The organism is Pseudomonas sp. QLc11A (genome assembly GCF_052112305.1).
In the GTDB taxonomy this organism is placed as follows: Bacteria; Pseudomonadota; Gammaproteobacteria; order Pseudomonadales; family Pseudomonadaceae; genus Aquipseudomonas; species Aquipseudomonas laurylsulfatiphila.
In genome coordinates, this window is the sequence record NZ_JAVAJJ010000014.1 from 54,951 (window position 1) to 81,942 (window position 26,992).

24 protein-coding genes are annotated in these 26,992 nt (G+C 61.3%); 6 read left to right on the forward strand and 18 right to left on the reverse strand.

From position 1 onward, the window contains the following. Positions 1-46 precede the first annotated feature (46 nt). Together Q8X48_RS19900 and Q8X48_RS19905 are read left to right on the forward strand one after the other, a co-directional pair. Complete coding sequence (locus Q8X48_RS19900; protein WP_407800032.1) at positions 47-1,417, forward strand: DUF2868 domain-containing protein; 1,371 nt, start codon at positions 47-49, stop codon at positions 1,415-1,417. After that, positions 1,410-2,786, forward strand: a complete 1,377-nt coding sequence (locus Q8X48_RS19905; protein ID WP_102673482.1) for a GTPase/DUF3482 domain-containing protein — start codon at positions 1,410-1,412, stop codon at positions 2,784-2,786. The genes Q8X48_RS19900 and Q8X48_RS19905 overlap by 8 nt, the downstream gene beginning before the upstream one ends. A gap of 12 nt (positions 2,787-2,798) precedes the next feature. Here Q8X48_RS19905 and Q8X48_RS19910 read toward each other — a convergent pair whose 3' ends face one another. The 7 genes from Q8X48_RS19910 to Q8X48_RS19940 all read right to left on the reverse strand — a co-directional run bounded on the left by Q8X48_RS19910 (position 2,799) and on the right by Q8X48_RS19940 (position 11,375). Further along, complete coding sequence (locus Q8X48_RS19910; protein ID WP_407800033.1) at positions 2,799-3,404, reverse strand: hypothetical protein; 606 nt, start codon at positions 3,402-3,404, stop codon at positions 2,799-2,801. 16 nt (positions 3,405-3,420) lie between these two features. Continuing rightward, positions 3,421-3,987, reverse strand: a complete 567-nt coding sequence (locus Q8X48_RS19915) for a phosphonate degradation HD-domain oxygenase (protein ID WP_407800034.1) — start codon at positions 3,985-3,987, stop codon at positions 3,421-3,423. Positions 3,988-4,122: 135 nt separating this feature from the next. Further along, a complete protein-coding gene (locus tag Q8X48_RS19920) occupies positions 4,123-5,148 on the reverse strand; it encodes a putative 2-aminoethylphosphonate ABC transporter substrate-binding protein (protein ID WP_015097240.1) in 1,026 nt (341 codons plus the stop codon). A 33-nt stretch (positions 5,149-5,181) separates the two neighbouring features. Further along, entirely contained in the window at positions 5,182-6,906 is a 1,725-nt protein-coding gene (locus Q8X48_RS19925) for a putative 2-aminoethylphosphonate ABC transporter permease subunit (RefSeq protein ID WP_407800035.1), read from the reverse strand. Continuing rightward, positions 6,906-7,982, reverse strand: coding sequence for a putative 2-aminoethylphosphonate ABC transporter ATP-binding protein (locus tag Q8X48_RS19930; protein ID WP_126048129.1), 1,077 nt, complete (start codon positions 7,980-7,982; stop codon positions 6,906-6,908). Before Q8X48_RS19930 ends, Q8X48_RS19925 begins: the two co-directional genes overlap by 1 nt. A gap of 251 nt (positions 7,983-8,233) precedes the next feature. Further along, positions 8,234-9,097: a LysR family transcriptional regulator gene (locus tag Q8X48_RS19935; RefSeq protein ID WP_407800036.1), complete on the reverse strand. Its 864-nt coding sequence runs from the start codon at positions 9,095-9,097 to the stop codon at positions 8,234-8,236. 16 nt (positions 9,098-9,113) lie between these two features. After that, on the reverse strand, positions 9,114-11,375 hold the full coding sequence (locus Q8X48_RS19940) for a heavy metal translocating P-type ATPase (protein ID WP_407800037.1): 2,262 nt from the start codon (positions 11,373-11,375) through the stop codon (positions 9,114-9,116). A gap of 93 nt (positions 11,376-11,468) precedes the next feature. Between Q8X48_RS19940 and cadR the strand changes: the two genes are divergently transcribed. Beyond that, positions 11,469-11,918: a Cd(II)/Pb(II)-responsive transcriptional regulator gene (gene cadR, locus Q8X48_RS19945; protein WP_217836640.1), complete on the forward strand. Its 450-nt coding sequence runs from the start codon at positions 11,469-11,471 to the stop codon at positions 11,916-11,918. Between the two features lie 122 nt (positions 11,919-12,040). On the opposite strand, the gene Q8X48_RS19950 is transcribed toward cadR, so the two are convergent. From Q8X48_RS19950 to Q8X48_RS19960, 3 genes are all read right to left on the reverse strand, one after another. After that, positions 12,041-13,012 (reverse strand): thymidylate synthase, encoded by a 972-nt coding sequence (locus tag Q8X48_RS19950; protein ID WP_007976417.1) that lies wholly within the window; start codon positions 13,010-13,012, stop codon positions 12,041-12,043. Between the two features lie 49 nt (positions 13,013-13,061). After that, entirely contained in the window at positions 13,062-13,868 is an 807-nt protein-coding gene (lgt, locus tag Q8X48_RS19955) for a prolipoprotein diacylglyceryl transferase (RefSeq protein ID WP_015097247.1), read from the reverse strand. Between the two features lie 97 nt (positions 13,869-13,965). Next, entirely contained in the window at positions 13,966-14,748 is a 783-nt protein-coding gene (locus Q8X48_RS19960) for a sulfite exporter TauE/SafE family protein (protein WP_407800038.1), read from the reverse strand. Positions 14,749-14,882: 134 nt separating this feature from the next. Here Q8X48_RS19960 and Q8X48_RS19965 point away from each other — a divergent pair, with 134 nt between their 5' ends. Beyond that, the gene (locus tag Q8X48_RS19965) at positions 14,883-15,629 is read left to right on the forward strand and encodes an NRDE family protein (protein WP_407800039.1); all 747 of its coding nucleotides are present in this window, start codon (positions 14,883-14,885) and stop codon (positions 15,627-15,629) included. Positions 15,630-15,753: 124 nt separating this feature from the next. Here Q8X48_RS19965 and ptsP read toward each other — a convergent pair whose 3' ends face one another. Both ptsP and Q8X48_RS19975 read right to left on the reverse strand, forming a co-directional pair. Continuing rightward, positions 15,754-18,033, reverse strand: coding sequence for a phosphoenolpyruvate--protein phosphotransferase (gene ptsP, locus Q8X48_RS19970; RefSeq protein WP_102673489.1), 2,280 nt, complete (start codon positions 18,031-18,033; stop codon positions 15,754-15,756). A gap of 22 nt (positions 18,034-18,055) precedes the next feature. Next, the gene (locus Q8X48_RS19975; RefSeq protein WP_003229203.1) at positions 18,056-18,535 is read right to left on the reverse strand and encodes an RNA pyrophosphohydrolase; all 480 of its coding nucleotides are present in this window, start codon (positions 18,533-18,535) and stop codon (positions 18,056-18,058) included. Positions 18,536-18,678: 143 nt separating this feature from the next. Here Q8X48_RS19975 and Q8X48_RS19980 point away from each other — a divergent pair, with 143 nt between their 5' ends. Further along, complete coding sequence (locus tag Q8X48_RS19980) at positions 18,679-19,335, forward strand: HAD family hydrolase (protein WP_126048140.1); 657 nt, start codon at positions 18,679-18,681, stop codon at positions 19,333-19,335. A gap of 106 nt (positions 19,336-19,441) precedes the next feature. Here the strand turns inward: Q8X48_RS19980 and Q8X48_RS19985 are convergent, their stop codons facing one another. Beyond that, positions 19,442-19,867 (reverse strand): DUF2269 domain-containing protein, encoded by a 426-nt coding sequence (locus Q8X48_RS19985; protein WP_407800040.1) that lies wholly within the window; start codon positions 19,865-19,867, stop codon positions 19,442-19,444. Positions 19,868-19,906: 39 nt separating this feature from the next. Then, positions 19,907-21,421 (reverse strand): threonine ammonia-lyase, biosynthetic, encoded by a 1,515-nt coding sequence (ilvA, locus tag Q8X48_RS19990; protein WP_007976404.1) that lies wholly within the window; start codon positions 21,419-21,421, stop codon positions 19,907-19,909. 355 nt (positions 21,422-21,776) lie between these two features. Between ilvA and rpiA the strand changes: the two genes are divergently transcribed. Beyond that, positions 21,777-22,451, forward strand: coding sequence for a ribose-5-phosphate isomerase RpiA (gene rpiA / locus Q8X48_RS19995; RefSeq protein ID WP_015097253.1), 675 nt, complete (start codon positions 21,777-21,779; stop codon positions 22,449-22,451). A 145-nt stretch (positions 22,452-22,596) separates the two neighbouring features. On the opposite strand, the gene Q8X48_RS20000 is transcribed toward rpiA, so the two are convergent. The 4 genes from Q8X48_RS20000 to Q8X48_RS20015 all read right to left on the reverse strand — a co-directional run bounded on the left by Q8X48_RS20000 (position 22,597) and on the right by Q8X48_RS20015 (position 26,937). Continuing rightward, complete coding sequence (locus Q8X48_RS20000) at positions 22,597-23,514, reverse strand: SdiA-regulated domain-containing protein (RefSeq protein ID WP_126048144.1); 918 nt, start codon at positions 23,512-23,514, stop codon at positions 22,597-22,599. A gap of 138 nt (positions 23,515-23,652) precedes the next feature. After that, positions 23,653-24,579, reverse strand: a complete 927-nt coding sequence (locus Q8X48_RS20005) for an SdiA-regulated domain-containing protein (protein ID WP_407800041.1) — start codon at positions 24,577-24,579, stop codon at positions 23,653-23,655. Positions 24,580-24,836: 257 nt separating this feature from the next. Beyond that, on the reverse strand, positions 24,837-25,502 hold the full coding sequence (locus tag Q8X48_RS20010; protein ID WP_407800042.1) for a fumarylacetoacetate hydrolase family protein: 666 nt from the start codon (positions 25,500-25,502) through the stop codon (positions 24,837-24,839). A gap of 40 nt (positions 25,503-25,542) precedes the next feature. Further along, positions 25,543-26,937 (reverse strand): FAD-binding oxidoreductase, encoded by a 1,395-nt coding sequence (locus Q8X48_RS20015; protein ID WP_032829505.1) that lies wholly within the window; start codon positions 26,935-26,937, stop codon positions 25,543-25,545. Between the last annotated feature and the right edge of the window lie 55 nt (positions 26,938-26,992).

The window sequence follows — 26,992 nt, forward strand, 5'->3', positions numbered from 1 at the left end:
GCCACAGCGGTTATGCTCACAGCTCATTTAAGCGACGGGATGCCGCGTGACTGAACTCAATACCCTCTGGCTGACAGAAACCATCCGCCTGCGCGAAGAACACGCAGGCCCCCTGGAAGACCTGGAAGCCAACCGACTGGCCCGCAGCGCCGGCGGCGATTTGCCGGCGCGCATTCAACGCCGCGCCCTGTGGCTGGCTGAACGCGATGGCCTGACTACAGCCCTCAAACACTGGCTGCAAGGCTCGCGGCTGGCGCTGCTGGTATTGGCGGTACTGGCCGTGATCAGCGGCGCCGGCCTGGCCTTCGCGGCTATGGGCGACGGCCTGCACCCGGTAAATGTGTTCTGGGCCTTGGGCAGCCTGCTCGGGCTCAATCTGGTCCTGCTGCTGAGTTGGGCGCTGGGGCTGGTGTTTGCCGGCGAACACGGCGCCAGCCTCGGACGCCTGTGGCTATGGCTCAGTGAAAAGCTCGCTCGTGACGCCAAAGCCGCGCAGTTGGCCCCCGCCCTACTCCTGTTACTGCAACGGCAGAAACTCAATCGCTGGGCCATCGGCGTGCTGGTCAACAGCCTGTGGTTGTTGGCGATGCTCAGCGCGCTGGTGATCCTGCTGATGTTGATGGCGACCCGGCGCTACGGCTTCGTCTGGGAAACCACGATCCTCGGTGCCGACACCTTTATCGCCGTCACTCAAGCGCTGGGTGCGTTGCCGGCCCTGCTTGGCTTCAGTGTGCCGACCGTGGAGATGATCCGCGCCAGTGGCGATGCCGCACTGAACATCGAAAGCGCTCGCCAGGCCTGGGCCGCCTGGCTGGTGGGCGTACTGCTGGTCTACGGCGTTTTGCCGCGCCTGCTGCTCGCGCTGCTTTGCCTGTGGCGCTGGAAGACAGGGCAAACAGCGCTGCGCCTGGATTTGAACCTGCCCGGTTACGCGCAGTTGCGCGAACGCTTGATGCCCACCAGCGAGCGCCTCGGTGTCAGCGATGCGGCACCGGCGCAACTGCACCGCGTGGAAAACGGTGTCACCGAGCAGCAAAGCGACGGTGCGCTGTTGGTCGCCATCGAACTGGACGACCAACGCCCGTGGCCACCGCAGTTGCCGAAAAACGTGAATAACGCCGGGATCCTCGACAGTCGCGAATCGCGGCACAAACTCCTCGAACAACTGAGCCGCTTTCCCCCGGCACGCCTGGCCATCGCCTGCGATCCACGGCGCTCGCCGGATCGCGGCAGCCTGGCCTTGATTGCCGAACTGGCCCGCAGCGCCAGCGCCACCCGCGTGTGGTTGTTGCAGGCGCCGCCCGGTGAAGCGCTGGACGCCGAACGCCTGGGCGATTGGCACGTGGCACTGCAACAGCTTGAGTTGCCGTTTGCCGATTGTGCACCGATGAACTGGCTGGAGACGGGTCATGACTGACACCAGGAAGCAGCCTCTGAAACTCGCCGTGGTCGGTCACACCAACGTCGGTAAAACCTCGTTGCTGCGCACCCTGACCCGCGACGTCGGCTTCGGTGAGGTGTCCCATCGCCCCAGTACCACGCGGCATGTCGAGGGCGCACGGTTGTCGGTGGACGGCGAGCCGCTGCTCGATCTCTACGACACCCCTGGCCTGGAAGACGCCATCGCCCTGCTCGACTACCTTGAACGCCTGGAACGCCCGGGTGAACGCCTCGACGGTCCGGCACGCCTGGCGCGTTTCCTGGAGGGCAGCGAAGCCCGGCAACGCTTCGAACAGGAAGCCAAAGTGCTGCGCCAGTTGCTGGCGTCGGATGCCGGTCTTTATGTGATCGACGCCCGTGAGCCGGTGCTGGCCAAGTATCGCGACGAGCTGGAAGTGTTAGCCAGTTGCGGAAAACCCTTGCTGCCGGTGCTGAATTTCGTCAGCAGCGCCAACCACCGCGAACCGGCCTGGCGTGAAGCGCTGGCGCGGCTGGGCTTGCATGCCCTGGTGCGTTTCGACAGTGTCGCGCCGCCGGAAGATGGCGAGCGTCGACTCTATGAAAGTCTCGCCCTGCTGCTGGAAACGGCCCGGCCGCAACTCGAGCGCCTGATCGCCGATCAGCAGGCCCAGCGTCTGGCTCGCCAGCAAAGCGCGGAGCGACTGATTGCCGAATTGCTGATCGATTGCGCGGCTTGCCGGCGCAGCGTTGTCAGTGAAGCCGAGCAGGAACAACAGGCGATCAGCGAATTGCGCAAAGCCGTACGCCAGCGTGAGCAGCGTTGCGTCGAGGCCCTGCTCAAGCTCTACGCCTTCCGCCCACAGGATGCCGCGGCCAGTGATTTGCCGCTGCTCGATGGCCGTTGGGGCGATGACCTGTTCAACCCGGAAACCCTCAAGCAACTGGGTGTGCGCGTCGGCGGTGGAATTGCCGCAGGCGCCGCTGCCGGGGCCGGGGTCGATTTGCTGGTGGGCGGGATTACACTCGGCGCCGCTGCACTGGCCGGCGCCATCGCCGGTGGCGCCCTGCAAACCGCACGCAGTTATGGCAGCCGCTTGCTGGGCAAGATCAAGGGCCAGCGAGAACTGACGGTGGATGACAACGTGCTGCGCCTGCTGGCGCTGCGCCAGCGGCAATTGCTGCAGGCGCTGAACACCCGTGGGCACGCAGCGATGGACAGCATCCAGGTGGCCACGCCTCAGGAAAAGAGTTGGCGCGAAGGCAAACTGCCCGAGGCTTTGAACAAGGCTCGGGCGCATCCGCAGTGGTCGTCGTTGAATCCGCATCCAAAGTTGAATCAGGCGGAGCGGCAGGAGCAGGTTGAGGTGTTGGCGCAGCAGTTGTGAACTTGCTGATCGTCAGCTCCAGTTGAACAGCAGATACGCAGTGCTGAGCTGTGAGACGCGCTGCTGATCCACCGCATCCTGGTCACCGTCGTTATCCATATCGAAGTGGATCAGCCAATCCATCTTCCCGTCGTTGTTGGTGTCATAGGCGGACGCGGTGTAAACGATAGTTTGATCCGACGGTTTGCCGACGCCTTCATGAAAGTGCAGGCGCACGGTGTCTGGCGAACCGTCGTTGGCGAAATCTTCGGTGAATATCTTCAAATAGCGATCCCAGGTATCGCCGCGGTTGAACCATTTGAGCTGCAAGTAGGCGTTGGCAAACGACCTGAGCAACCGCTCGTCCTTGATGTTTTCCTTACCATCGTTGTTCACATCACCGACCTGGAAATCAACCTTGCCATCAGCCGTGATATCCAGCGCATAGGCCTTATGGATGAGCCTGTCCTCTGCCCCGCTACTCTCCTCGAAAAAATGCAGGAGGACGGTGTCGGCCTTGCCGTTCGCGCTGCGGTCCTGGGCAGTCACTTTCAAATAACGCATGGTGGAGTTTCTCATTGAATAAGGGCCGATCAAGCTAGCCCGTCTCGCCGGAACTCTCTGCGCGAACAGTTTCATTTACTTGTAGGGCGTTTCAGCAGGCTTCGAGAGACAAGACTCTGATGGCTTTGCGCTTCAACACCCCTAGATCAATCACCGGCACATGCATCTCCTTGGCCTGTTCATCCCACTGGCGCATGCGCAAACTGACTTTGCACAACGGGTCCTGCTCGAAGGCATCGGCTTCAGCTTCGGTCATCACCCCCCCCTGATATTCCAGGGTCCGGCGACTGGCTTCGCTCAGGCGTTCGTAGTACCCAGGTTCCCTGAGTGTCAGATAACGCTTGGCCTGGACGTGGTACTCCACCAACCGGGCCATGCGTTCGCTGAAGCCGGCATTGCGCAAATAATCGGCGCCCAGCCGTTCGTGGCTGACCACGCCGTAGCCGCCCATGTTCTCGGCACCCTCGGCGCAGATGTGCCCGATATCGTGGAAGAACGCCGCCAGCACGACTTCGTCGTCGAAGCCTTCGGCCATCGCGCATTGGGCGGTCTGGGACATGTGCTCGATCTGCGACACCGGCTCGCCGATGTAGTCGCTGTCGCCAAAGCGTTCATAGAGGGCGAAGACCTTGGCGACGGTTTGTTCATGGCTGTGCATCAGAAGTCTCCCGATCAGTGAGATTTGTGGTGAATGGTAGACCGCTTTCGCGAGCAGGCTCGCTCCCACATTGGAATGCATTTCCCTGTGGGAGCGGGCTTGCTCGCGAAGAGGCCCTTTCAGCCGATAAAGATCTTACTTGGCCGCCACTTTCTCGGACTTGCCATCATAACGCTTGCGCCATTCGGTCAGGATCTCGTCGCGGTTCTTCGAGGCCCAGGCGAAGTCGTTCTTGATCAGGCGCTGTTCGTAGTCGGCTGGCAGTTCGGTCTGCGGCTTGGCGATGCCAGGCTGGGCGAGCACTGCGAAGTTTTCTTTGTAGAGTTCCATCGCCTCAGGGCTGGCAGAGAAGTCAGCCAGTTTCTTCGCGGCTTCTTCGTGGGCAGTGCCCTTGATCACGGCGGTCGCTTCGATTTCCCAGCCCAGGCCTTCCTTCGGCAGGATGATGTCCAGCGGTGCGCCCTGGCGTTTCAGTTGAACCGCCGGGTACTCGAAGGAAATACCGATCGGGAACTCACCCGCGGCCGCCAGTTTGCAAGGCTTGGAACCGGAGTGAACGTACTGGCCGATGTTCTGGTGCAGGCCGTCCATGTAGGCCCAGCCCTGCTTCTCGCCGAAGGTTTGCAGCCAGGCGCTGACGTCGAGGAAGCCGGTGCCGGACGACGCCGGGTTCGGCATGACGATCTTGCCTTTGTACTCAGGCTTGGTCAGGTCTTGCCAGCTCACGGGTTTGGTCAGGCCCTGCTTTTCGGCTTCGACGGTGTTGAAACAAATGGTCGCGGCCCAGACATCCATGCCGACCCAGGCTGGCGGGTTGGCGGCGTCACGGTAGTTGGCGCCGATCTTGCCCAGGTCCTTCGGTGCATAGCTTTGCAGCATGCCTTGCTGGTCGAGGATCGCCAGGCTGGAAGCCGCCAGGCCCCACACGGCGTCAGCCTGCGGGCGGGCTTTTTCGGCGAGCAACTTAGCCGTGATGATGCCGGTGGAATCGCGCACCCATTTGATTTCGACGTCCGGGTTGGCCTTTTCGAAGGCTTCTTTATAGGTTTTCAGCTGCTCAGCTTCGAGGGCGGTGTACACCGTCAACTCGGTTTTCGCCGCAAAGGCGTTCAGGCTGAAAGCGGTGAGGACAGCGGCGGCCAGGGCCATAGGCTTGAACATGATCTTTTCCTGTATTTGAGTTGAGGGTGTGAATCAGTGACCGGGCGCGGTCTGCCGCCAGGCCTGAGAGCGGCGCAGCAAACCGCGCGAAGCCCCGGCCAGCAGCAGCGACACGCCCGCCGAGGTGAACAGAATCAGGGTCGACATCGCCGCCGCGCCGCCGACGTTGCCGGCGTCGTCCATGTTCAGTACCGCCACCGCCGCGAGGATGGTGTCGGGGCTGTAGAGGAAGATCGCCGCCGAGACGGTGGTCATGGCCGAGACGAACAGGTAGCGCACGATGTCCAGCAAAGCCGGCAGGCAAATCGGCACGGTGACGCGCAGGTAATGGCGGTACAGCGGCGCCTTGAGCGACAGCGCGGCGGCTTCGAACTCGGCATCGAGTTGACGCAATGCGGTGGTGGCGGTCATTTGCGCGGTGGTCAAATAGTGCGCAATGGTGCAGACGATCAGCAGGGTCATGGTCCCGTACAGCCCGTGCAGCGGGTTGCCAGTGAGGTTGAAGAAGAAGACGTAACCCAACCCCAACACCAGGCCCGGCACCGCCATCGGTACGAAGCTGAGCATGCGCAAGGTCAGGTTCAGGCCGCGCTGGCCCCTGGTTTTTTCCATCAGGTAGGCGCCGGTGAAAATCAGCAGGCTGCCGATCAACGCCGTGCCCAAGGCCATCTTCAAGCTGTTGCCGTAGGCCAGCCAGCCACCGCCGGCGGTTTCATTGAACTGATAGTGGTTGAGCGACAGCGACAGGTTGTACGGCCAGAATTTCACCAGGGACGAGAACACCGCCATGCCGAACACCAGCAGCAACGCAGCACTGATCAACAGGACGATGGCCAGGTAGCAAGTGTCGCGCAGCTTCGATGGCGCAGGCTTGAACACCTGGGCACGACCGCTCATGGAGTCGCCGTGACGGCGACGCAACCAGGCATCGACACCAAAGCTGAACAGCGCCGGCAGCAACAACACCATGCCGATCAAGGCACCGCGGCCGAATTGCTGTTGGCCGACCACGGCTTTATAGGCTTCCAGCGCCAGCACTTGATAGTCGCCGCCGACCACCACCGGAACACCGAAATCGGTGATGGTCAGGGTGAACACCAGGCAGAACGCAGCGAAAACCGCCTGACGGGTCGCCGGCCAGGTGATGCTGCGGAACGCTTTCGCCGGACTGGCGCCCATGCTTGAAGCCGCATCGAACAGTCGCGCATCCGCCAGTGACAAGGCCGACAGAAGAATCATCAAGGCGTGCGGGAAGGTGTAGATCACCTCACCCAGAACAATGCCCCAGAAGCCGTAGATATTGTCCGAGAGCAGGCCACGCAGCATGCCCTGGTTGCCAAACAGGTAGACCAGCGCAATCCCGGGCAGCATCGACGGCGCCATCAATGGCAGCAGGGAAATGCCACGCCAGATACCTTTACCTGCAATCAGGGTGCGTTGCAGCGCGTAGGCAAACAGATAAGCCAGGGGTACGACAATCGTCGCGACGCTGAGGGAAACCTTCAGACTGTTGCCGAGCAACCAGTGGAAGTTCTCGCTGGTCACCAGTTCTTTCGCTGCAACCCAACCACCACCCTGCCCGGCTTCAGCGCTGAAACCACGCCAAAAGATCGCCAGCAACGGCATCAATACGGCAACGCCCAACAGCACCAGCAGAAGCACTTTGCCGCCGACCACGAACAGCCGGTCACCGATCTCGGCACGGGAAGTCTGCCGAACCTGCTGTTGTGGCAGCGGCAGCGCAATGTTCGCGCTCATCAGGCAAACACCTGCAGGCTGCGCGGCGGCAAGGCGACCATGATCTGCCGGGCGCCAAGGCGCGGCATGGCTTCCGGTGCCAGTTCCGCCAATAGCGCATGGCCCGGCAAATGATCGAGCTCGAAGCTCATGCGGCAGCGGTTGCCGAGGAAGGTGATCTCGCGAACCTTGGCCGGGAACAGGTTTTCCTCGTGCACCAGCGGATTGACGTTGATCGCTTCGGGGCGGCAGAACAAACGGCCCGAGGCGGTCTTGGCGCTGCCTTCGGCCAGGCGCATGTTCATCCCGCCGACCTGGGCGTGGCTGTCGCTGCTGCGCTGGAACGGCAACCAGTTGCCCTGGCCGACGAACTCCGCCACGAACGGCGTGGCCGGGCGGTTGTAGATTTCCTGCGGCGTGGCGTACTGCTCGACCTTGCCGTTGTTCATCACGGCGATACGGTCGGCCATCAACATGGCCTCGTCCTGATTGTGGGTCACCATCAGGGTGGTGATGCCGAGGTTGCGTTGCAGCTGGCGCAGTTCGGTGCACAGATGCTCGCGCACCCGGGCATCGAGGGCCGACATCGGCTCGTCGAGCAGCAACAGCGATGGTGCCGGGGCCAGAGCGCGAGCCAGTGCAACCCGCTGCTGCTGGCCACCGGACAACTGACCGGGATATTTTTTCTCGCTGCCGCTCAGGCCGACCAGTTCCAGCATCTGACCGACACGCTGGCGAATCTGGTCGCGACCATTGCCGGCGAGGCCATAGGCAATGTTCGCTTCGACAGTGAGATTGGGGAACAACGCGTAGGACTGGAACAGAATGCCGTAGTCCCGCGCCTGGGGAGCCAGGTGGGAAACGTCGCGATCCCCCAGGTACAACTCGCCGCTGTCCTGCTTTTCCAGGCCGGCGATACAGCGCAGCAAGGTGGTCTTGCCACAGCCCGACGGACCCAGCAGACACACCAGCTCACCGGCTGCCACGTCGAGTGAAACGTTATCCAGCGCGGTGAAAGCGCCGAAACGTTTCTGTACGCCGCGCACCTTCATCGGGGCGCCGGGATTGGTCAGGGCAGTTGCGATCGAGTTGTTCATGGACGGACCTCATCTGGCAGATGCAGGCCATCCTAGGGTTGTAATGAGTCCGTCATGTGGCAGTAAGGCAAAAACTGCCGATAGTGGTATTCGAGGATTTTGGTTCAATTCCTGTGTTGCCTGAACTGACGCCATCGCGGGCAAGCTCGCTCCCACAGGGATTTTGGGTGTTCACACAATTTGTGTTTCACCTCAAACCCACTGTGGGAGCGAGCTTGCTCGCGATGAGGCCGGTACAGGCACCCCAGAATTCAGGCCGGGGCCATTTCCTGCGCCAACCCGAGGAACGCCGCCGGCAACCGCGCGCCCTTGCGTTCCTTGAGGCAATACAGGTATTCGGGAATCTGCGGTGCATTCTCGATGGTCAGCACCCGCAGTTGCGGATCATGGGGGACTTCCTGGCGGGCGATGATGCTGATGCCGATGTTGCGCAGCACCGCTTCGCGGATCGATTCGCGGCTGCCGATCTCCAGCAGTGGCCCGAAACTCACTCCGGCGCTGGCCAGCAACTCTTCGGTCAGGCGGCGGGTGGTCGAGCCCGGCTCGCGCATCAGCAGGGTATGCCCGGCCAGAGCGCCGAGTGGTACGTGATCATGAACCGCCAGTGGATGATTGCGATGCACCGCCAGCACCAGCGGATCGCTGCCGAGCACCCGGCGAATCAGGCGCGCGTCATCGAGCAGCTGCGACGATGCCGCAACATCGACCCGGTAATCTTCCAGCGCTTCGAGCACTTGCTGGGAATTGCCGATTTCCACCGACACCTCCACCTGCGGCAAACGCTCGCGAAAGGTTTTCACCAGGTCGAGGATGTAATACGGCGCCGTGGCGGCAATGCGCAAAGTGCCCTGGACCTGGCCGCAGTTACGCAGGAAAAACTCGATGTCGGCTTCCTGCTGCATCAGCACCTTGACCATCGGCAACAGCCGCGCGCCCTCCTCGCTGACGCTGAGACGCCGACCGCCACGGTAGAACAGCTCGACCGCATACTGACTCTCGAGGTTGCGGATCTGCGTCGTCACCGTCGGCTGGCTCAGGCCAAGCTTTTTGGCAGCCTGGGTAATGCTGCCCAGGCGGGCCACCATGTAAAACGCCTTCAGCTCGGCACTCAGCACAACCGCCCCTCATTCTTTACTTGCGCAGCAGGCGCAAACCGTTGAACACCACCAGCAAACTCACGCCCATGTCGGCGAACACTGCCATCCACATGGTAGCGACCCCGGCGAAGGTTACCCCAAGAAAGATCGCCTTGATGACCAACGCCAGGGCGATGTTCTGCTTGAGGATGCTCGACGTCTGCCGCGACAGGCGAATGAATGCCGGGATCTTGCGCAAATCGTCGTCCATCAGGGCGACATCGGCGGTTTCTATCGCAGTATCGGTGCCCGCAGCGGCCATGGCGAAACCGATCTCGGAACGCGCCAGTGCAGGCGCGTCGTTGATGCCGTCGCCGACCATGCCGACCCGGTGCCCCTGAGCATATAGGGCCTCGATAGACTGCAATTTGTCCCCCGGCAACAGGTCGCCCCTGGCTTCGTCTATGCCGACCTGCGCGGCAATGGCCTGCGCGGTGTGGACGTTGTCGCCGGTGAGCATCAGGGTTTTGATACCCAGGTCATGCAGTTGCTCGATGGCTTCGCGACTGGAGGCTTTTACCGTATCGGCGACAGCGAACAGTGCCAAAGGACCGGACGCATCAAGCAGCAGCACCACCGACTTGCCCTGCTTTTCCAGGGCAAACAGTTTTTCTTCCAGCGCCAGCGAGCACAGGCCCAGATCCTCCACCAGACGATGGTTGCCCAAATGGTAGAGCTGGCCGTTGATCTCGCCGCGCACACCGCGCCCGCCCAAGGCTTCGAAGTTATCCACAATCAGCGTCGTGCTTTGGTTATCCACAGCCGCTTTGGCGATGGCCAGGGAAACCGGGTGATCCGAGCGCCCGGCGAGCGCGGCGGCAATGGCTGGCGCCGATGCATCGGCGGTCGGGTCCAGCGACAGGTAATCGGTCTGCACCGGCTTGCCGTGGGTGATGGTGCCGGTCTTGTCCAGGGCCAGGTAGTCGAGCTTGTAACCGCCCTCCAGATAGACGCCGCCCTTGACCAGGATCCCTTTGCGCGCCGCCGCCGCGAGGCCGCTGACGATGGTCACCGGCGTGGAAATCACCAGCGCACACGGGCACGCCACCACCAGCAGCACCAGCGCCCGATAGATCCAGTCGAACCACAACTCGCCCATGAACAGCGGTGGGATGACCGCCACGGCCAGCGCAAGAACAAACACTGCCGGGGTGTAGATTTTCGAAAACTGATCGACGAATCGCTGGGTCGGCGCCCGCGCGCCCTGCGCCTGTTCAACGGCGTGGATGATGCGTGCCAGGGTCGAATTGCCCGCGGCGGCAGTGACCGCATACTCAAGGGAACCGGCCTGATTGATGGTGCCGGCGAACACTTTGTCGCCGATGGTTTTCTCTACCGGCAGGCTTTCCCCGGTAATGGGCGCCTGATCGATGGTCGAGCGCCCGGACAGGACCTCACCGTCCAGACCAATGCGCTCGCCGGGACGCACACGCACCCGCGCGCCGATTTCGATGATTTTGACATCCTGCTCGACCCAACTGCCGTCGGCCTGCAACACCGTCGCCTGCTCCGGCGCCATCTGCATCAGCCCGCCGATGGCATTGCGCGCACGATCCAGGGAGCGAGCCTCGATCAGCTCGGCCACGGTGAACAGGAACATCACCATCGCCGCTTCCGGCCATTGACCGATCAGGATGGCGCCGGTGACGGCAATGCTCATCAGTGCGTTGATGTTCAGATTGAGGTTCTTGAGCGCGATCCAGCCCTTTTTATAGGTGCCAAGACCGCCGCTGAGGATGGACACCAGCGCAATGACCGCGACTACCCAATCAGGCGCGGTCGCGGTGAAGTGGATGACTTCCGCCAGCAATGCACCCACACCGGACAACGCCAATGGCCACCAGTGTTTCCTGTCGGGTTTCGCTGCCGGTGTTTCAGCCCCCTGCTCCAGTGGTTCGGCGTGCATGCCCAGGGCCTTGATCGCCTCGATGATTGGCTCGGTGCCAGGCAAATCGTGGGTCACGCCGAGCACCCGGTTGATCAGATTGAACTCCAGCTGCTGTACGCCTGTCAGCTTGCTTAGCTTGTTCTGGATCAGCGTCTGCTCGGTCGGGCAGTCCATCGCCTCGATGCGAAAGCTGCTCAGACGGGCACCCGCCGTCGGCGATTCGCTCAGCGTGACCCGCGCAGGCGCTGCCGTTCTTGATGAACAGCAAGCGTCACCGTGACCGCCATGGTCATGCTTGGGCAAGGGTCGAAGCTTAACGCCGATTTCATGTTCGGCCACAGGTTTGTGGGTATGCTGAGAATCGCTCATTGGTTGCGTCCATAAGAGTGCCTGTTGCCCAGTAAAGACCCTGTAGCCACTATAGGGTCAAGCACCCATTTTGGAGTTTTGGAGATTGTCGTCATGAAGATTGGAGAATTGGCGAAACTCACGGACTGCGCCGTAGAGACGATCCGTTACTACGAGCGCGAGAACCTTCTGCCGGAACCGGCCCGCAGTGACGGCAACTATCGCGTCTACACCCAGGCCCACGCCGAGCGCCTGACCTTCATCCGCAACTGTCGCACCCTCGACATGACCCTCGAGGAAATCCGCAGCCTGCTGGCATTTCGCGACAGTCCGCAGGACCAGTGCGAAAGCGTCAACGCACTGATCGACGAGCACATCCACCACGTCAAGGCGCGGATCGACGGCCTGCTGGCCTTGCAGGCACAACTGCTCGACCTGCGCCAACGCTGCGGCGAGAGGCCGGGTATCGATCAATGCGGGATTTTGCAGCGGCTGGAAGTGAGCGGCGGGGTTGTGGCGACGGAGGCTGAGCACTCCCATGTCGGCCGTAGTCACGGCCACTGAGAACACCACAAATCCCTGTGGGAGCGGGCTTGCCCGCGATAGCGGTATGTCAGTCACATCAATGTTGGATGTGCCGCCGCCATCGCGGGCAAGCCCGCTCCCACAGGTTCAGGCGTTGTACTTCAGACCGCCATTGGTGCGGTCATTGGCGCGTGGTGCTCGTAGCCTTCCAGCGAGAAGTCGCCCGGCTCCACCAGCTCCAGCCATTCCGGCTGATACACACCTGTCTTGGCAAACTCCGGCACACGGTCGGAAATCACCAGTTTCGGCATCGGGAACGGTTCACGCTTGAGCTGTTCGTTGAGCATGTCCAGGTGATTTTCGTAGACGTGCGCATCACCGATGAAATAGGTGAACCAGCGCGGCGTGTAGCCGGTCAAGCGACCGATCAGGCTCAGCAACGCGGCACCTTCGGTGAGATTGAACGGCGTGCCCAGGCCCAGGTCGTTGGAGCGAATGTAGAGGGTCAAGGAGATCTCTTTGGTCTCGACATTCGGGTGGAACTGGTACAGCAGGTGGCACGGCGGCAAGGCCATTTCATCAAGCTGGGCGCAGTTCCAGCCGTGGAACAGGATGCGACGGCTGCCCGGGTCCTTGATGATGGTGTCGACGCACTGGCGAACCTGGTCGATGGCCTTGTACAGCACCACATAGGCCTGGCCGTTTTCTTCGCCTTCGGCAATCTGGCGATAACCTTGCTTGAGGGTCTGCTCGATGGCGGCCGGGTTGCTGAGCGGAATCTGCTTGTACGCCGGCCATTTGCGCCATTGCACACCATAGATTTCGCCAAGGTCGTCTTCGCCCTGGCGGAACGGGTTGGCCAGCCACTGGGCGTTTTCGTTGGCATTCTGGTCCCAGACCTTGCAGCCCAAGGCACGGAATTCGGCAGCGTTGTTCACGCCACGCAGGAATCCGCACATTTCGCCGATGGCCGATTTGAAGGCCATCTTGCGCGTGGTGATCGCCGGGAAACCTTCCTGCAGGTCGTAACGCAGCATCGCGCCGGGAAAACTGATGGTGTTCACGCCGGTACGGTTGGCCTGCTTGGTGCCGTTCTTGATGACGTGGGCGACCAGTTCGAGATATTGCTTCATGAATTACCTGTGTCCTTGAACCCGCAGCCATCGCTGCGGGGTTCGAATTTTATACGGCTGCCGCTGGCGTTGCCGGGGCGCGGTGATACGCCAGCCAGATCAGGACCAGGCCGCCGACGATCATTGGCAGGCACAGCACCTGGCCCATGGTCAGCCAGTTCCAGGCCAGATAGCCCAGTTGCGCGTCCGGTACGCGGACGAACTCGACGATGAAACGGAAGATGCCATAGAACAGCGCGAACATGCCCGATACCGCCATGGTCGGCCGCGGCTTGCGCGAGAACAACCAGAGGATCAGGAACAGCGCCACACCTTCGAGGGCGAACTGGTACAGCTGCGACGGATGACGCGCCAGTTGCGCCGGATCGGTCGGAAAGACCATCGCCCAGGGCACATCGGTTGCCTTGCCCCACAACTCGGCGTTGATGAAGTTGCCGATACGCCCGGCCCCCAGGCCAATCGGCACCATCGGAGCAACGAAATCCATCAGCTGGAAGAACGACTTGTTGTTCTTCTTGCCGAACCACAGCGCCGCCAGCATCACGCCGATGAAACCGCCGTGGAACGACATGCCGCCCTTCCACACTTCGAAAATCAGCGTCGGGTTGGCCAGATAGGCGCTCAGATCGTAGAACAGCACATAACCCAGGCGTCCGCCGACGATCACCCCCATCGACATCCAGAACACCATGTCGGAGAGCTTCTCCTTGGTCCAGGTCGGGTCGAAGCGGTTCAACCGGCGGGAGGCCAGCAGCCAGGCGCCGCCGATGCCGATCAGGTACATCAGGCCGTACCAGTGGATTTTCAGCGGACCGATGGCCAAAGCCACCGGGTCGATCTGCGGGTAAGGCAGCATTGCGACTCCTCGTTAGAGTTCAAATCTTAAAAATTCCCGGGCGACGCTGCCACCTCAGGATTAAGCCAGGATTGCGCTGTGCGTCAGAGCAGATGCTTCAGACTAGAAAATTCAGACCGACGCAGAACAGCAAAGCGGCAAACAGCCTTTTCAGCAACCTCGGCGACAACCTGTGGGCCAGGCGCGCGCCCAAACGGGCGAACACCATGCTGGTCAGGGCAATGCCCAGCAGCGCCGGCAAATAAACAAAACCGAGACTATGGGCCGGAAGCAACGGATCGTGCCAGCCCAGAATCATGAAACTTAATGCACTGGCCAGGGCAATCGGCAGCCCGCAGGCCGATGAAGTGGCCACAGCTTGCTGCATCGGTACGCTGCGCCAGGTCAGGAATGGCACGGTCAACGAACCGCCGCCAATGCCGAAAATCGCCGAGGCCCAGCCAATCACGCTGCCGGCCACGGTCAGACCGAGTTTGCCCGGCACGGTTCGGCTGGCCTTGGGTTTGACGTCCAGTGCCAGTTGAGCGGCGATCACCAAGGCAAATACACCAATGAGTTTCTGCAGGTTGGGGCCGGAAATCGCTTCCGCCGTCAAGGCGCCGAACCCGGCACCGATCAGTATGCCGACGGTCATCCACATGAAGATCGGCCAAAGCACGGCGCCACGGCGGTGATGCTCGCGCACCGCGTTGACCGAGGTAAAGATGATCGTCGCCAGGGACGTCCCCACCGCCAGGTGCGTGAGGATCGATGGATCGAAGCCTTGGGCCTTGAAGCTGAACACCAGCACCGGGACGATGATGATCCCGCCACCCACGCCAAACAGCCCGGCGAGCACACCTGCACAGGCGCCGAGCGCCAGATAGAGCAGAAATTCCATGGTTGTCCCGCCCGCATCCCCAAAACCGGAGCGGCATGGTAACGGATGCATAGCCTCAAGCTCCACTGTGCAAGGCGATGGATCGATGAGCGATGTCTGCGTAGAGTGGGCAAAAAACACACAAGGACGCCCTTATGTGCCTGATTGTTTTTGCCTGGCGCCCGGGCCATGCCCAGCCGCTGGTCGTGGCGGCCAATCGCGATGAGTTTTACGCCCGCCCCAGCCTCCCACTGGCGCCATGGCCCGAAGCACCCCAGGTGTACGCCGGACGCGACCTGGAGGCCGGTGGTACCTGGCTCGGTGTCGGTGCCAACGGACGCTTTGCCGCGCTGACCAACATTCGCGACCCCCATCGACCGCCAGGGCGCAAGTCTCGTGGGGAGCTGGTCGCGCGATTTCTCACCGGGGAAATGCCAATTGACGACTATTTAGCCGATGTTGTCGACCGTTCGCTGGAATATGGTGGCTTTAACCTGCTGGTCGGCAATCCCCATGAGCTCTGGCACTTCAATCAACGGGAATCGGAAGCCGTCATGCTGGCCTCGGGGGTCTACGGGTTATCCAATGCCGGGCTGGATACACCCTGGCCGAAACTGCTCAAGGCCAAAGCGGCGTTGAGCGAGGTGCTGGATGATCCGCAGCCTCAGGCACTGCTGGCGCTATTGAGCGATGCGCAGACCGCGCCATTTGCCGAGTTGCCGGACACGGGAGTGGGGTTGGCGACCGAGACGCTGCTGTCGAGTGTGTTCATTGCCAGCCAGAGTTATGGGACGCGGGCGAGTACGGCGTTGATTGTGCAGGCGGATGGCACGCGGCATATCGTCGAACGCAGTTTCGGGCCGTATGGCGGGCATCTTGGGGAAGTGGAGATTCTGGTTTAGCGGCGCCTGGACGGACGCTATCGCTGGCAAGCCAGCTCCCACAGGGCTCTTCGGCGAACACAAATTTTGTGAACACCTGAAAAACCTGTGGGAGCTGGCTTGCCAGCGATAAGGCCAGCAGGGTTTAGAGGGGCTTGATCGCCGCCGGATTGATCATCCGCGCCAACCCGAGGTTCTTCAGCGCCAGTTGCAGCGAGCTGTGGATAACCTGCGGGTTGTCGATGGTCATCAGCTCAGCCAGTAACTCCTTGGCCTTGCTCAGGTTGATCTGGCGCAGCATCCACTTCACCTTCGGCAAGTTGGTGGCGTTCATCGACAGGCTGTCGAAACCCATCGCCATCAACAGCACGGCTGCCGCCGGGTCACCGGCCATTTCACCGCAGATGCTCACCGGTTTGCCTTCGGCATGGGCGTCACGCACTACGTTCTGCAATGCCTGAAGCACCGCCGGGTGCAGGTAGTCGTAAAGATCGGCAACCCGCGGGTTGTTGCGGTCCACGGCCAACAGGTATTGGGTCAGGTCGTTGGAACCGACCGACAGGAAGTCCACCTGCCGCGCCAGTTCCTTGGTCTGGTACACCGCCGCGGGGATCTCGATCATCACGCCAATCGGCGGCATCGGCACGTCGCAGCCTTCGTCGCGCACTTCGCCCCAGGCGCGGTGGATCAGGTGCAGCGCTTCTTCCAATTCATGAATGCCGGAGATCATCGGCAGCAGAATACGCAGGTTGTTCAAGCCTTCGCTGGCCTTGAGCATGGCACGGGTCTGCACCAGGAAGATTTCCGGGTGGTCGAGGGTAACGCGAATGCCGCGCCAGCCGAGGAACGGGTTGTCTTCCTTGATCGGGAAGTACGACAGCGACTTGTCGCCACCGATGTCCAGGGTACGCATGGTCACCGGTTGCGGGTGGAACGCGGCCAGCTGTTCGCGGTAGATCGCCAGTTGTTCCTTTTCGCTCGGGAAACGCTGGTTGATCATGAACGGCACTTCGGTGCGGTACAGGCCCACGCCTTCGGCACCGCGCTTCTGCGCCCGCGCAACGTCCGCCAGCAGGCCGGTGTTGACCCACAGCGGCATGCGGTGGCCATCGACCGTGATACACGGCAGATCACGCAGCGCATCCAGCCCGAGGGCCAGTTGCTTCTCTTCCTCGACCACTTCGGCGAACTGCTTGCGCAGCACGTCACTCGGGTTGGTGTAGACCTCGCCGTGGTAGCCGTCGACGATCATCTGGATGCCGTCGACCTTGGAGTACGGCAGGTCGACCAGGCCCATCACGGTCGGGATGCCCATGGCGCGGGCGAGGATGGCGACGTGGGAGTTACCGGAACCGAGCACCGACACCAGGCCTGCCAACTTGCCTTCCGGCACCTCGCCGAGCATTGCCGGCGTCAGTTCTTCGCTGACCAGGATGGTGTTGTCGGGGTAGACCAGGGTTTGCTGGCGCTCTTCCTGCAAATAGGCCAGCAAGCGCCGGCCGAGGTCCTTGACGTCCGAGGCGCGCTCACGCAGGTAGGCGTCGTCCATCAACTCGAAACGGTTGACGTGATCGGTGACCACCTGGCGCAACGCGCCCTGGGCCCACTGACCGGTCTTGATCACGGTGGTGACTTCGCTGCCCAGCGCGGCATCGTCGAGCATCATCAGGTAGACGTCGAACAGGGCCCGCTCTTCCGGGCGCAACTGCGTGGCAAGCTTGGCCGACAACGCGCGCATGTCGGCGCGCACACCTTCGATGGCGGTTTTGAACAGCCCGAGTTCGGCGTCGATGTCGGTAATGGTCTTGTCCGGCACCACGTCCAGGTCGGCCGGTGGCAGCATGACCACCGCCGTACCCACAGCCGCACCCGGCGAACCCGGTACGCCGACAAACTTGGCCTCCTGGATGCCTTTACCCTGACGACCGAGGCCACGGATCGAGCCGGTGGCTTCGGCGTGGGCGATAACGCCGGCGAGCTGCGCGCTCATGGTCACAAGGAAGGCTTCCTCACCTTCATCGAACTGGCGACGTTCTTTTTGCTGAATGACCAACACGCCGACGACGCGGCGGTGGTGAATGATCGGCGCCCCGAGGAATGAGGCGAAGCGCTCTTCACCAGTCTCGGCGAAGTAGCGGTAGCGCGGGTGGTCCGCAGCGTTTTCGAGGTTCAGGGGTTCTTCGCGCGTACCGACCAGGCCAACCAGACCTTCGTTGGGTGCCATGCTGACTTTGCCGATCGAGCGCTTGTTCAAGCCCTCGGTGGCCATCAGCACGAAGCGGTTGGTCTCGGGGTCAAGCAGGTAGACCGAGCAGACCTGGCTGCCCATGGCCTCTTTGACGCGCAACACAATAATCCCCAACGCCGCCTTGAGATCCTTGGCGGAGTTAACTTCCTGGACGATCTTGCGCAGCGTATTGAGCATGGCTCGGGGTCGAACTCCGTCGTCAGTCGCGCGCTAAAAGGCGCGGGGCAAGCTCTTTGAGAGCGCGTCGATACACCTCGCGCTTGAATGTCACCACCTGGCCCAACGGATACCAATAGCTGACCCAGCGCCAGCCATCGAATTCCGGTTTACCGGTCAAATCCATCCGCACCCGCTGCTCGTTTGAGATCAGGCGCAGGAGAAACCATTTCTGTTTCTGGCCGATGCACAGCGGTTGGCTGTGGGTACGTACCAGACGTTGCGGCAAACGATAGCGCAACCAGCCCCGGGTGCAGGCGAGAATTTCAACATCTTCGCGCTCCAGGCCTACTTCTTCGTTCAGCTCGCGGTACAAGGCGTCTTCCGGCGTCTCTTCGGGGTTGATTCCACCCTGCGGAAACTGCCAGGCATCTTGATTGATTCGGCGAGCCCATAGCACCTGGCCGGCGTCATTCGTCAGAATGATCCCGACATTGGGGCGAAAACCATCGGGGTCGATCACGGCAACAACCTCGCAAACGCATGTCGCCGCATTGTTCCACAAAGGTTGTTAAGGCGGCAACGAAGGTTCCTACCTTATGTGCACTCTTGTGAAAAGACCGTATTCTTGTCGCCTTTTTACTGACTTTTCAGCGGGTAACTGCAATGCGCCTGGCTTTATTCGATTTGGACAACACCCTCCTGGGCGGTGACAGCGATCACGCCTGGGGCGATTACCTGTGCGAGCGCGGCTTTCTCGACGCCGTCGCCTACAAGGCACGCAACGATGCGTTCTACCAGGATTACCTGGCCGGCAAACTGGATAACGCTGCTTACCTGAACTTCTGCCTGGAAGTCCTCGGGCGTACCGAAATGGCCACGCTGGATCAGTGGCACAGCGACTACATGCGCGACTGCATCGAACCGATCGTGCTGCCCAAGGCTATCGAGTTGCTGGCCAAGCACCGCGACGCCGGCGACAAACTGGTGATCATCACCGCCACCAACCGCTTCGTCACCGGGCCGATCGCCGAGCGCCTGGGGGTCGAAACCCTGATCGCCACCGAATGCGAAATGCTCGACGGCCGCTACACCGGACGCAGCACCGATGTTCCGTGCTTCCGCGAAGGCAAGGTAACGCGGCTGAATCGCTGGCTGGAAGAAACCGGGTTTACGCTGCAAGACAGCTACTTCTATAGCGACTCGATGAATGATTTGCCGCTGCTGGAGCAGGTGACGAATCCTGTCGCTGTCGATCCTGATTCGAACCTGCGGGCCGAGGCCGAGAAGCGTGGCTGGCCGGTGATTTCGTTGCGCGACTGATAGCGCTTTACTGTAGGAGCGAGCTTGCTCGCGAAAAACTCAAGATCGTTGCGGGGCTTCAGGCGCCCCGCGTTTTCGTTAACGCCCGTCGCGAGCAGGCTCGCTCCTATACGGGCTTGGCGCCCATCAACCCGGCAATAGCGACAAAACAGACAAAACTGAACAACGCCAGGGCAAAGGTGAACTTACCCGCGCCACCCGGCGCTTTGCGCAGCTTGTTCAGCCGCACCAGCAGCCAGAACCACGCCAGTGCCGCCACGGTGTACAGCACACTGGAGACTAGCAACCAGGTATGTCCCAACGGCCAGCCCACCAGGTGCACCATCCACCAGCCGGTAAACGGCATGCTCAGCAGCGCCAGCCCCATCAACAGCCAGACAAATACACGTGGCCGTTGCAGGGTGCGGCTTCCCGCCGTTGCATCACCCTTGCGCCGCGCAAGCAAAACCCAGACGCCCAGACCCAGCGCACAGGCCAGCAGTACAACCGTTGCCACCATGTGCGCCGCTTTCAGGGCAGTTAACGTTTCCATTGTTCGATTTCCTTATGACCTGCCCATCAGCGTAGCCCCTCAGCCAAGAAACAGCTGGTAGGCCGGGTTGTCGCTTTCATCCCAGTACGGGTAACCGATTTCTTCCAGCGCCGCCGGCACCAGGTGACGCTCGTCGTGCGGCACTTGCAGGCCCGCGACGACCCGGCCATCCGCCGCGCCATGGTTGCGGTAATGGAACATCGAGATGTTCCAGCGCCCGCCGAGCTTGTTGAGGAAGTTGAACAACGCCCCCGGACGCTCCGGGAATTCGAAACGCAGGATCACTTCGTCAACCACATGCGCCGCACGCCCGCCGACCATGTGGCGGATGTGCAACTTGGCCAGTTCATTGTCGGTCAGGTCCAGCACCGGAAAACCTTGTTCGCTCAGGCTGGCGATCAGGGCGCTGCGCGGGTCGTTTTCCGGGTGGGTCTGCACGCCGACAAAGATGTGCGCTTCGCTGCCGGTGTTGTAGCGGTAGTTGAACTCGGTGATCTGGCGCTTGCCGATGGCTTCGCAGAACGCCTTGAAGCTGCCCGGCTTCTCGGGAATGGTCACGGCGATGATGGCTTCGCGGCCCTCGCCCAGTTCCGCGCGCTCGGCAACGTGGCGCAGGCGGTCGAAGTTGACGTTGGCTCCAGAGTCGATGGCGACGAAAGTCTGGCCGCTGACACCGCGCTGCTCGACATACTTCTTGATCCCGGCCACGCCCAAAGCGCCGGCAGGTTCGGTGATCGAGCGGGTATCGTCGTAGATATCCTTGATGGCGGCACAGATTTCGTCGGTGCTGACGGTGATCACTTCATCGACATGGTCCTTGCAGATGTCAAAGGTGTGCTGACCGATCTGAGCCACTGCAACACCGTCGGCGAAGATGCCCACGGTCGGCAACACTACACGCTCGCCCGCCGCCATGGCGGCTTGCAGGCAATTGGAGTCATCCGGCTCGACGCCGATGATCTTGATGTCCGGGCGCAGGTACTTCACGTACGCCGCAATGCCGGCGATCAGGCCACCACCGCCGACCGGGACGAAAATCGCATCCAGTGGCTGCGGGTGCTGGCGCAGAATCTCCATCGCCACGGTGCCCTGCCCGGCGATGGTGTGGGGATCGTCGTACGGGTGAATGTAGACGTAGCCTTTTTCATCGACCAGTTTCAGCGAATAAGCCAGGGCTTCCGGGAACGAATCGCCGTGCAGCACCACTTTACCGCCGCGCGAGCGCACGCCTTCGACCTTGATCTCCGGGGTGGTCTTTGGCATGACGATGGTCGCTTTCACACCCAGCACCTTCGCCGCCAGGGCCAGGCCTTGCGCATGGTTGCCCGCCGAAGCCGTCACTACGCCGCGGGCGCGCTCCTCGTCGCTCAACTGGGTCAACTTGTTGTAGGCGCCGCGAATCTTGAAGGAGAACACCGGCTGCAAGTCTTCGCGCTTGAGCCAAATGCTGTTGCCCAGCCGCTCGGAAAGCTGGCGGGCAGACTGCAGCGGGGTTTCTACGGCAACGTCATAAACGCGCGAGGTGAGGATCTTTTTGACGTACTGTTCAAGCATCGGAAAGCATCACTGAGCGGGTTGGGCGGGACCAAGGAGTCTAACCCGGCTTTCGGCCGCACGACCACACTAAACCGGTGGTTTTAGGCCAGACGTTATACCTGTGGCGAGGGGGCTTGCCCCCGTTCGGCTGCGAAGCAGTCGTAAACCTGTTGATTCGGAGTGCCTGAAAGTATGCAGGGGGAGCGCTTCGCACTCCAACGGGGGCAAGCCCCCTCGCCACAGGCAAGCCCCCTCGCCACAAAAGCAATCCGGCACCCATGCACCTACTCTCCGCCAATCGGGCAATGACCTTCCCCGCCCCGAAGCCTATAATGCCGGCCTTTCGTTCCCTCCTCGGCACTCCGGAGCCCGCATGAACCAGGATCAACTCAAACAGGCAGTGGCCCAGGCCGCCGTCGACTTCATCCTTCCGAAACTCGACGACAAGAGCATCGTCGGGGTCGGCACCGGCTCCACCGCCAACTGCTTCATCGATGCCCTGGCCCAGCACAAGGGCGCATTCGATGGCGCCGTCGCCAGTTCCGAAGCCACCGCCGCGCGCCTCAAGGGCCACGGGATTCCGGTGTATGAACTGAACACCGTCAGCGACCTGGAGTTCTATGTCGACGGTGCCGATGAAAGCGACGAGCACCTGAACCTGATCAAGGGCGGCGGCGCCGCCCTGACCCGCGAGAAGATCGTCGCGGCCGTGGCCAAGACATTCATCTGCATCGCCGATGCCAGCAAACTGGTGCCGGTCCTCGGTACTTTCCCGCTGCCGGTGGAAGTCATCCCGATGGCCCGCAGCCATGTGGCCCGCGAACTGGTGAAGCTCGGTGGCGACCCGGTCTACCGCGAAGGCGTGCTGACCGACAACGGCAACATCATCCTCGACGTATTCAACATGCAGATCACCAACCCGGTGGAGCTGGAGACACAGATCAACGCGATCGTCGGCGTGGTCACCAATGGTTTGTTCGCGGCGCGTCCGGCGGATCTGTTGTTGTTGGGTACCAGCGAAGGTGTGAAGACCCTGCGCGCCGAGTAAGCCTGACTGCCCACCTGTTTTTGGGCAGATGAAATACCTGTGGGAGCGAGCTTGCTCGCGATGAGGCCGTGTCAGTCGACTGAAATGTTGAATGACAGACCGCAATCGCGAGCAAGCTCGCCCCCACAGTATTTTGTGGTGTTGGTTAGAGTTGTGCGGGTTTCTTGAACACGTAGAACAGGTTCGGCTCGCTGACGAGGTACAGCGTACCGTCGTCGTCCACGGCGATCCCCTCCGCTTGCGGCACGGTGTTTTGCAGGCCCTGGCGCCCCTTGCCCAATGACATTGTGCTCAGCGGACGCCCGCTCACATCCAGCTCCAGAATCAACCGCGATTCATCCGACAGCGCCAGCAAATGCCCGCTGCGCTCGTCGTATTGCAGGCTCGACAGATCCCGCACGAACATCCCGGCATCACGCTTGGGGTCGTTGATCACGTGTATCGAGTAGGATTCTTCAGGATTGAAACGCGGGAAACCGTGCACCTCGTAGATCAACATCGGGTTGCGCTCCTTGGCGACAAACAGGCGCTTGCCCACAGAATCGTAAGCCAGGCCCTCGAAACCCTTGTTGCCGCCCATGTGGACGCCAATGGTCATCTGCTCGGCGTCTGCCGCATCGACGAAAGTGGTGTCCTGCTCCAGACGAATCTTGATCAGCCGCTGCTGGCTTTCATCAGTGACCACATAGATGTCCTCACTGATGAACTCCACCGCCTCCGGATCGCCGAAGCCGACCAGCGCCACACGGCGCAAAATCCTGCCATCGAGGGACAACTCGATCAGCTCGCTGTGTTTGTTGGTGACGGTGAACAGGCTTTTGCGCACCGGGTCGTAGGTCAACGCTGAAACGTTGTCCGCCAGGCCATCGATCACCTGCGCTTCGGTCACGACCCGGTATTGATCAAGACCCATGGTCTGGGAACTCACCGGCTGCCACAGCGTATGCAGATTGAACCAGGCACGCTCGAACAGACGCAGGTATTGGCCGAGCGCAACCACGGCGATCAGCAAGATCACCGACAGGATCAGAATCAGGGATTTGGGGCGGGCAAATCGACGCATTCGGGCGAGCTCTGGGTCAAAACAGGCGGATGAAATATCACGCCCGTCTGAACTGAAGCTTAATGGTCGCGGGCCCTTTTCGCTTACGCAATCTGCATAGGTGCTGCCGCAGGCTGCGGCGGCTCCTACGCAGAGGCATTACCTCTGTTTTTCGAAGCGATAAAACAGGTTCGGCTCACTCACCATGTACAGCGTGCCCGCTTCATCCATGGTTACGCCTTCGGCACGCGGGATGGTGTTCTTCAGGCCGTTGAAGCCACGCAACAGGGTGATGAAACTGACCTGCTCGCCCTTCTTGTCCAGCTCCAGCAACAGGTGCGAGTCGGCGGACAGCGCCAGCATGTGGCCGGTCCGCGAGTCGATGGCCAGCGCCGACAGGTTGCGCATGCCCAGCGCATGACTGGCCAGCTTCAGCTTGTCGCCGGTCAGGACCTTGCCGTCACCCTTCCAGGCAAACAATGCCGGCGGGCGCTCTTCACCCAGCACCAGTTGCTGATTGCGCGGATCCCAGGTAACAGCCTCAAAGGCTTTGTTCTGGTCTTTGGAGGGGCCGAGGTCGTATTTCGGGAAGTCGGCGATGTTCAGTTCGCGGGTGTCGGCATCGACCTTGACGATAGCGATCAGATGCTCGCGCTCATCGACAATGGCCAGTCGGCCGTCGCCCAGCACGGTGACGCCCTCAGGGTTGCTCCAGCCAACCAATGGCATTTTGCGCAGCACATCACCCTGCAGGCTCAACTCGACCAGGAAGGGGTTCTTGCCCATGACCGAAAACAGGGTCTTGGTCTGAGGGTCATAGGCCACGTCCGATGCTTCGTCCTTCTCCATGCCCGGCAACGGCTTGGCATCGATCACCGCGCGATAGTCCGGCAGCCAGATACTGGCCTGACGCTCGGCCGGGCTTTTGAATTGCTCTTTCACCCAGAGCACGCCCCGCGAATCCCAGTGCATGGCAAATGCAACGCCGTAGGCGACAACGGCCACCAGCAGCAGCCAGGTGTGCCAACGCAGGCTGAAGCGAGAGTGACGTGCAGGTTTAAGCGCGGATAGCGGAGGAGTGGCCATTGGGGAATGCGTTCCAGAAATTCAGGCTAGGGGTAATAGCACAGTTTGGGGCCGGTTCAGAGGCCGAAAGCCCTGAAATTATCCAGACAGGATGTGAAAAAAACGGGAAATGACAGGGTGAGTCATCTACAGACCACAACAAAACCAATGTGGGAGCGGGCTTGCTCGCGATGGGGGCGTGTCATCCAACACAGATATTGAATGACACACCGCTTTCGCGAGCAGGTTCGCTCCCACAGGGTTTGGCGGTGTCTGGACTAGCGAACGCTGCTGCTGAAGCGACTGGCGCCCGGCAGTTCCAGGACGATCTCGTCACCGACATTCAGCGGACCGACGCCCACTGGCGTGCCGGTGAGGATCACATCCCCGGCCTGCAACGAGAAGCAGCCGGCCATGTGCTGGATCATCGGCACGATCGGGTTGAGCATTGCGCTGCTGTTGCCGTCCTGGCGTACTTCGCCGTTGATGGTCAGGCGGATGCCAATGTCGGTCAGGTCGGCAAAGGTGCTGCCGGACACGAACGGAGCAATCACCGCCGCACCATCGAAGGACTTGGCGATTTCCCACGGCAGGCCCTTGGATTTCAGCTCGGCCTGCTTGTCGCGCAGGGTCAGGTCCAGGGCCGGGGCGAAACCGGAGATGGCGTCGAGCACTTCTTCACGACTCGGTCTGGTCGACAAGGGCTTGCCGATCAACACCGCGATTTCCGCCTCGTAATGTACCGAACCGCGCTCGACCGGAATGCTGAAACCACCTTCCAGCGGCACCACGCAACTGCCCGGCTTGATGAACAGCAGTGGCTCGGTCGGCACCGGGTTATCCAGTTCCTTGGCGTGTTCGGCATAGTTGCGGCCGATGCACACGACTTTCCCCAACGGGAAATGAATGCGCGTACCGTCGACATACTGGTGCTGATAGCTCATTTACCGTCTCCTGCCTTCAAGGGTGCTTAAGGTTTGCAGTTCAAACCGCGAAGATTTTGCCCGGGTTCATGATGCCGTTCGGGTCAAACACTGCCTTGACCGCTTTCATGTACTCGATCTCGACCGGCGAACGGCTGTAGGTCAGGTAATCCCGCTTGGTCATGCCCACGCCGTGCTCGGCGGAGATCGAACCGTTGTACTTCTCGACGGTTTCGAACACCCACTTGTTCACGGTTGCGCACTTGGCGAAAAACTCGTCCTTGCTCAGGTTATCCGGCTTGAGGATGTTCAAGTGCAGGTTGCCGTCGCCGATGTGGCCGAACCAGACGATTTCGAAATCCGGGTAGTGTTCGCCGACGATCGCGTCGATTTCCTTCAGGAACGCCGGGACTTTCGATACAGTGACCGAGATGTCGTTCTTGTACGGCGTCCAGTGGGAGATAGTCTCGGAAATGTATTCGCGCAGCTTCCACAGATTCTGCAGCTGGGTTTCGCTCTGGCTCATCACGCCGTCCAGCACCCAGCCCTGCTCGACGCAGTGCTCGAAGGTTTCCAGGGCGTGGTTGGCCACTTCTTCGGTGGTCGCTTCGAATTCCAGCAGCGCGTAGAACGGGCAGTCGGACTCGAACGGCGCCGGCACGTCGCCACGGGCCATGACTTTGGCCAGGGCCTTGTCGGAGAAGAATTCGAAGGCGGTCAGGTCGAGCTTGCTCTGGAACGCGTGCAGCACTGGCATGATCGAGTCGAAATCGGCGGTGCCGAGGACCATCGCGGTCAGGTTTTTCGGCGCGCGATCGAGGCGCATGGTCGCTTCGACCACGAACCCGAGTGTGCCTTCAGCCCCGATGAACAGCTGGCGCATGTCGTAGCCGGTGGCGTTCTTGATCAGGTCGCGGTTCAGCTCCAGCACGTCGCCCTTGCCGGTCACGACTTTCATGCCAGCGACCCAGTTACGGGTCATGCCGTAGCGAATCACCTTGATCCCGCCGGCATTGGTGCCGATATTGCCGCCAATCTGGCTCGATCCTGCCGAAGCGAAGTCCACCGGGTAGTACAGACCGTTTTCTTCGGCCACGTTCTGCAGGTGCTCGGTGACCACGCCCGGCTGACACACGGCAGTGCGGTCAGTGAGGTTCACGTCGAGGATCTGGTTCATGTAGTCGAACGACACGACCACTTCGCCATTGGCCGCTACCGCAGCGGCGGAAAGGCCGGTGCGACCGCCGGAAGGCACCAGCGCGACCTTGTGTTTATTGGCCCACAGGACAATGGCCTGGACCTGCTCGGTGGTCTTGGGGAACACGATGGCGGTCGGAGCGGGGGCGAAATGCTTGGTCCAATCCTTACCGTAAGCATTCAGGGAGTCGGCATCGGTCAGCACCTTGCCAGGCTCAACCAGGGTCTTCAGCTCTTCAATCAGGGCAGGATTGGTCATCGACAGAACTCTCGAACAATTCATGGTCATCCTGAGAACGCTTCACGTCGCAGGA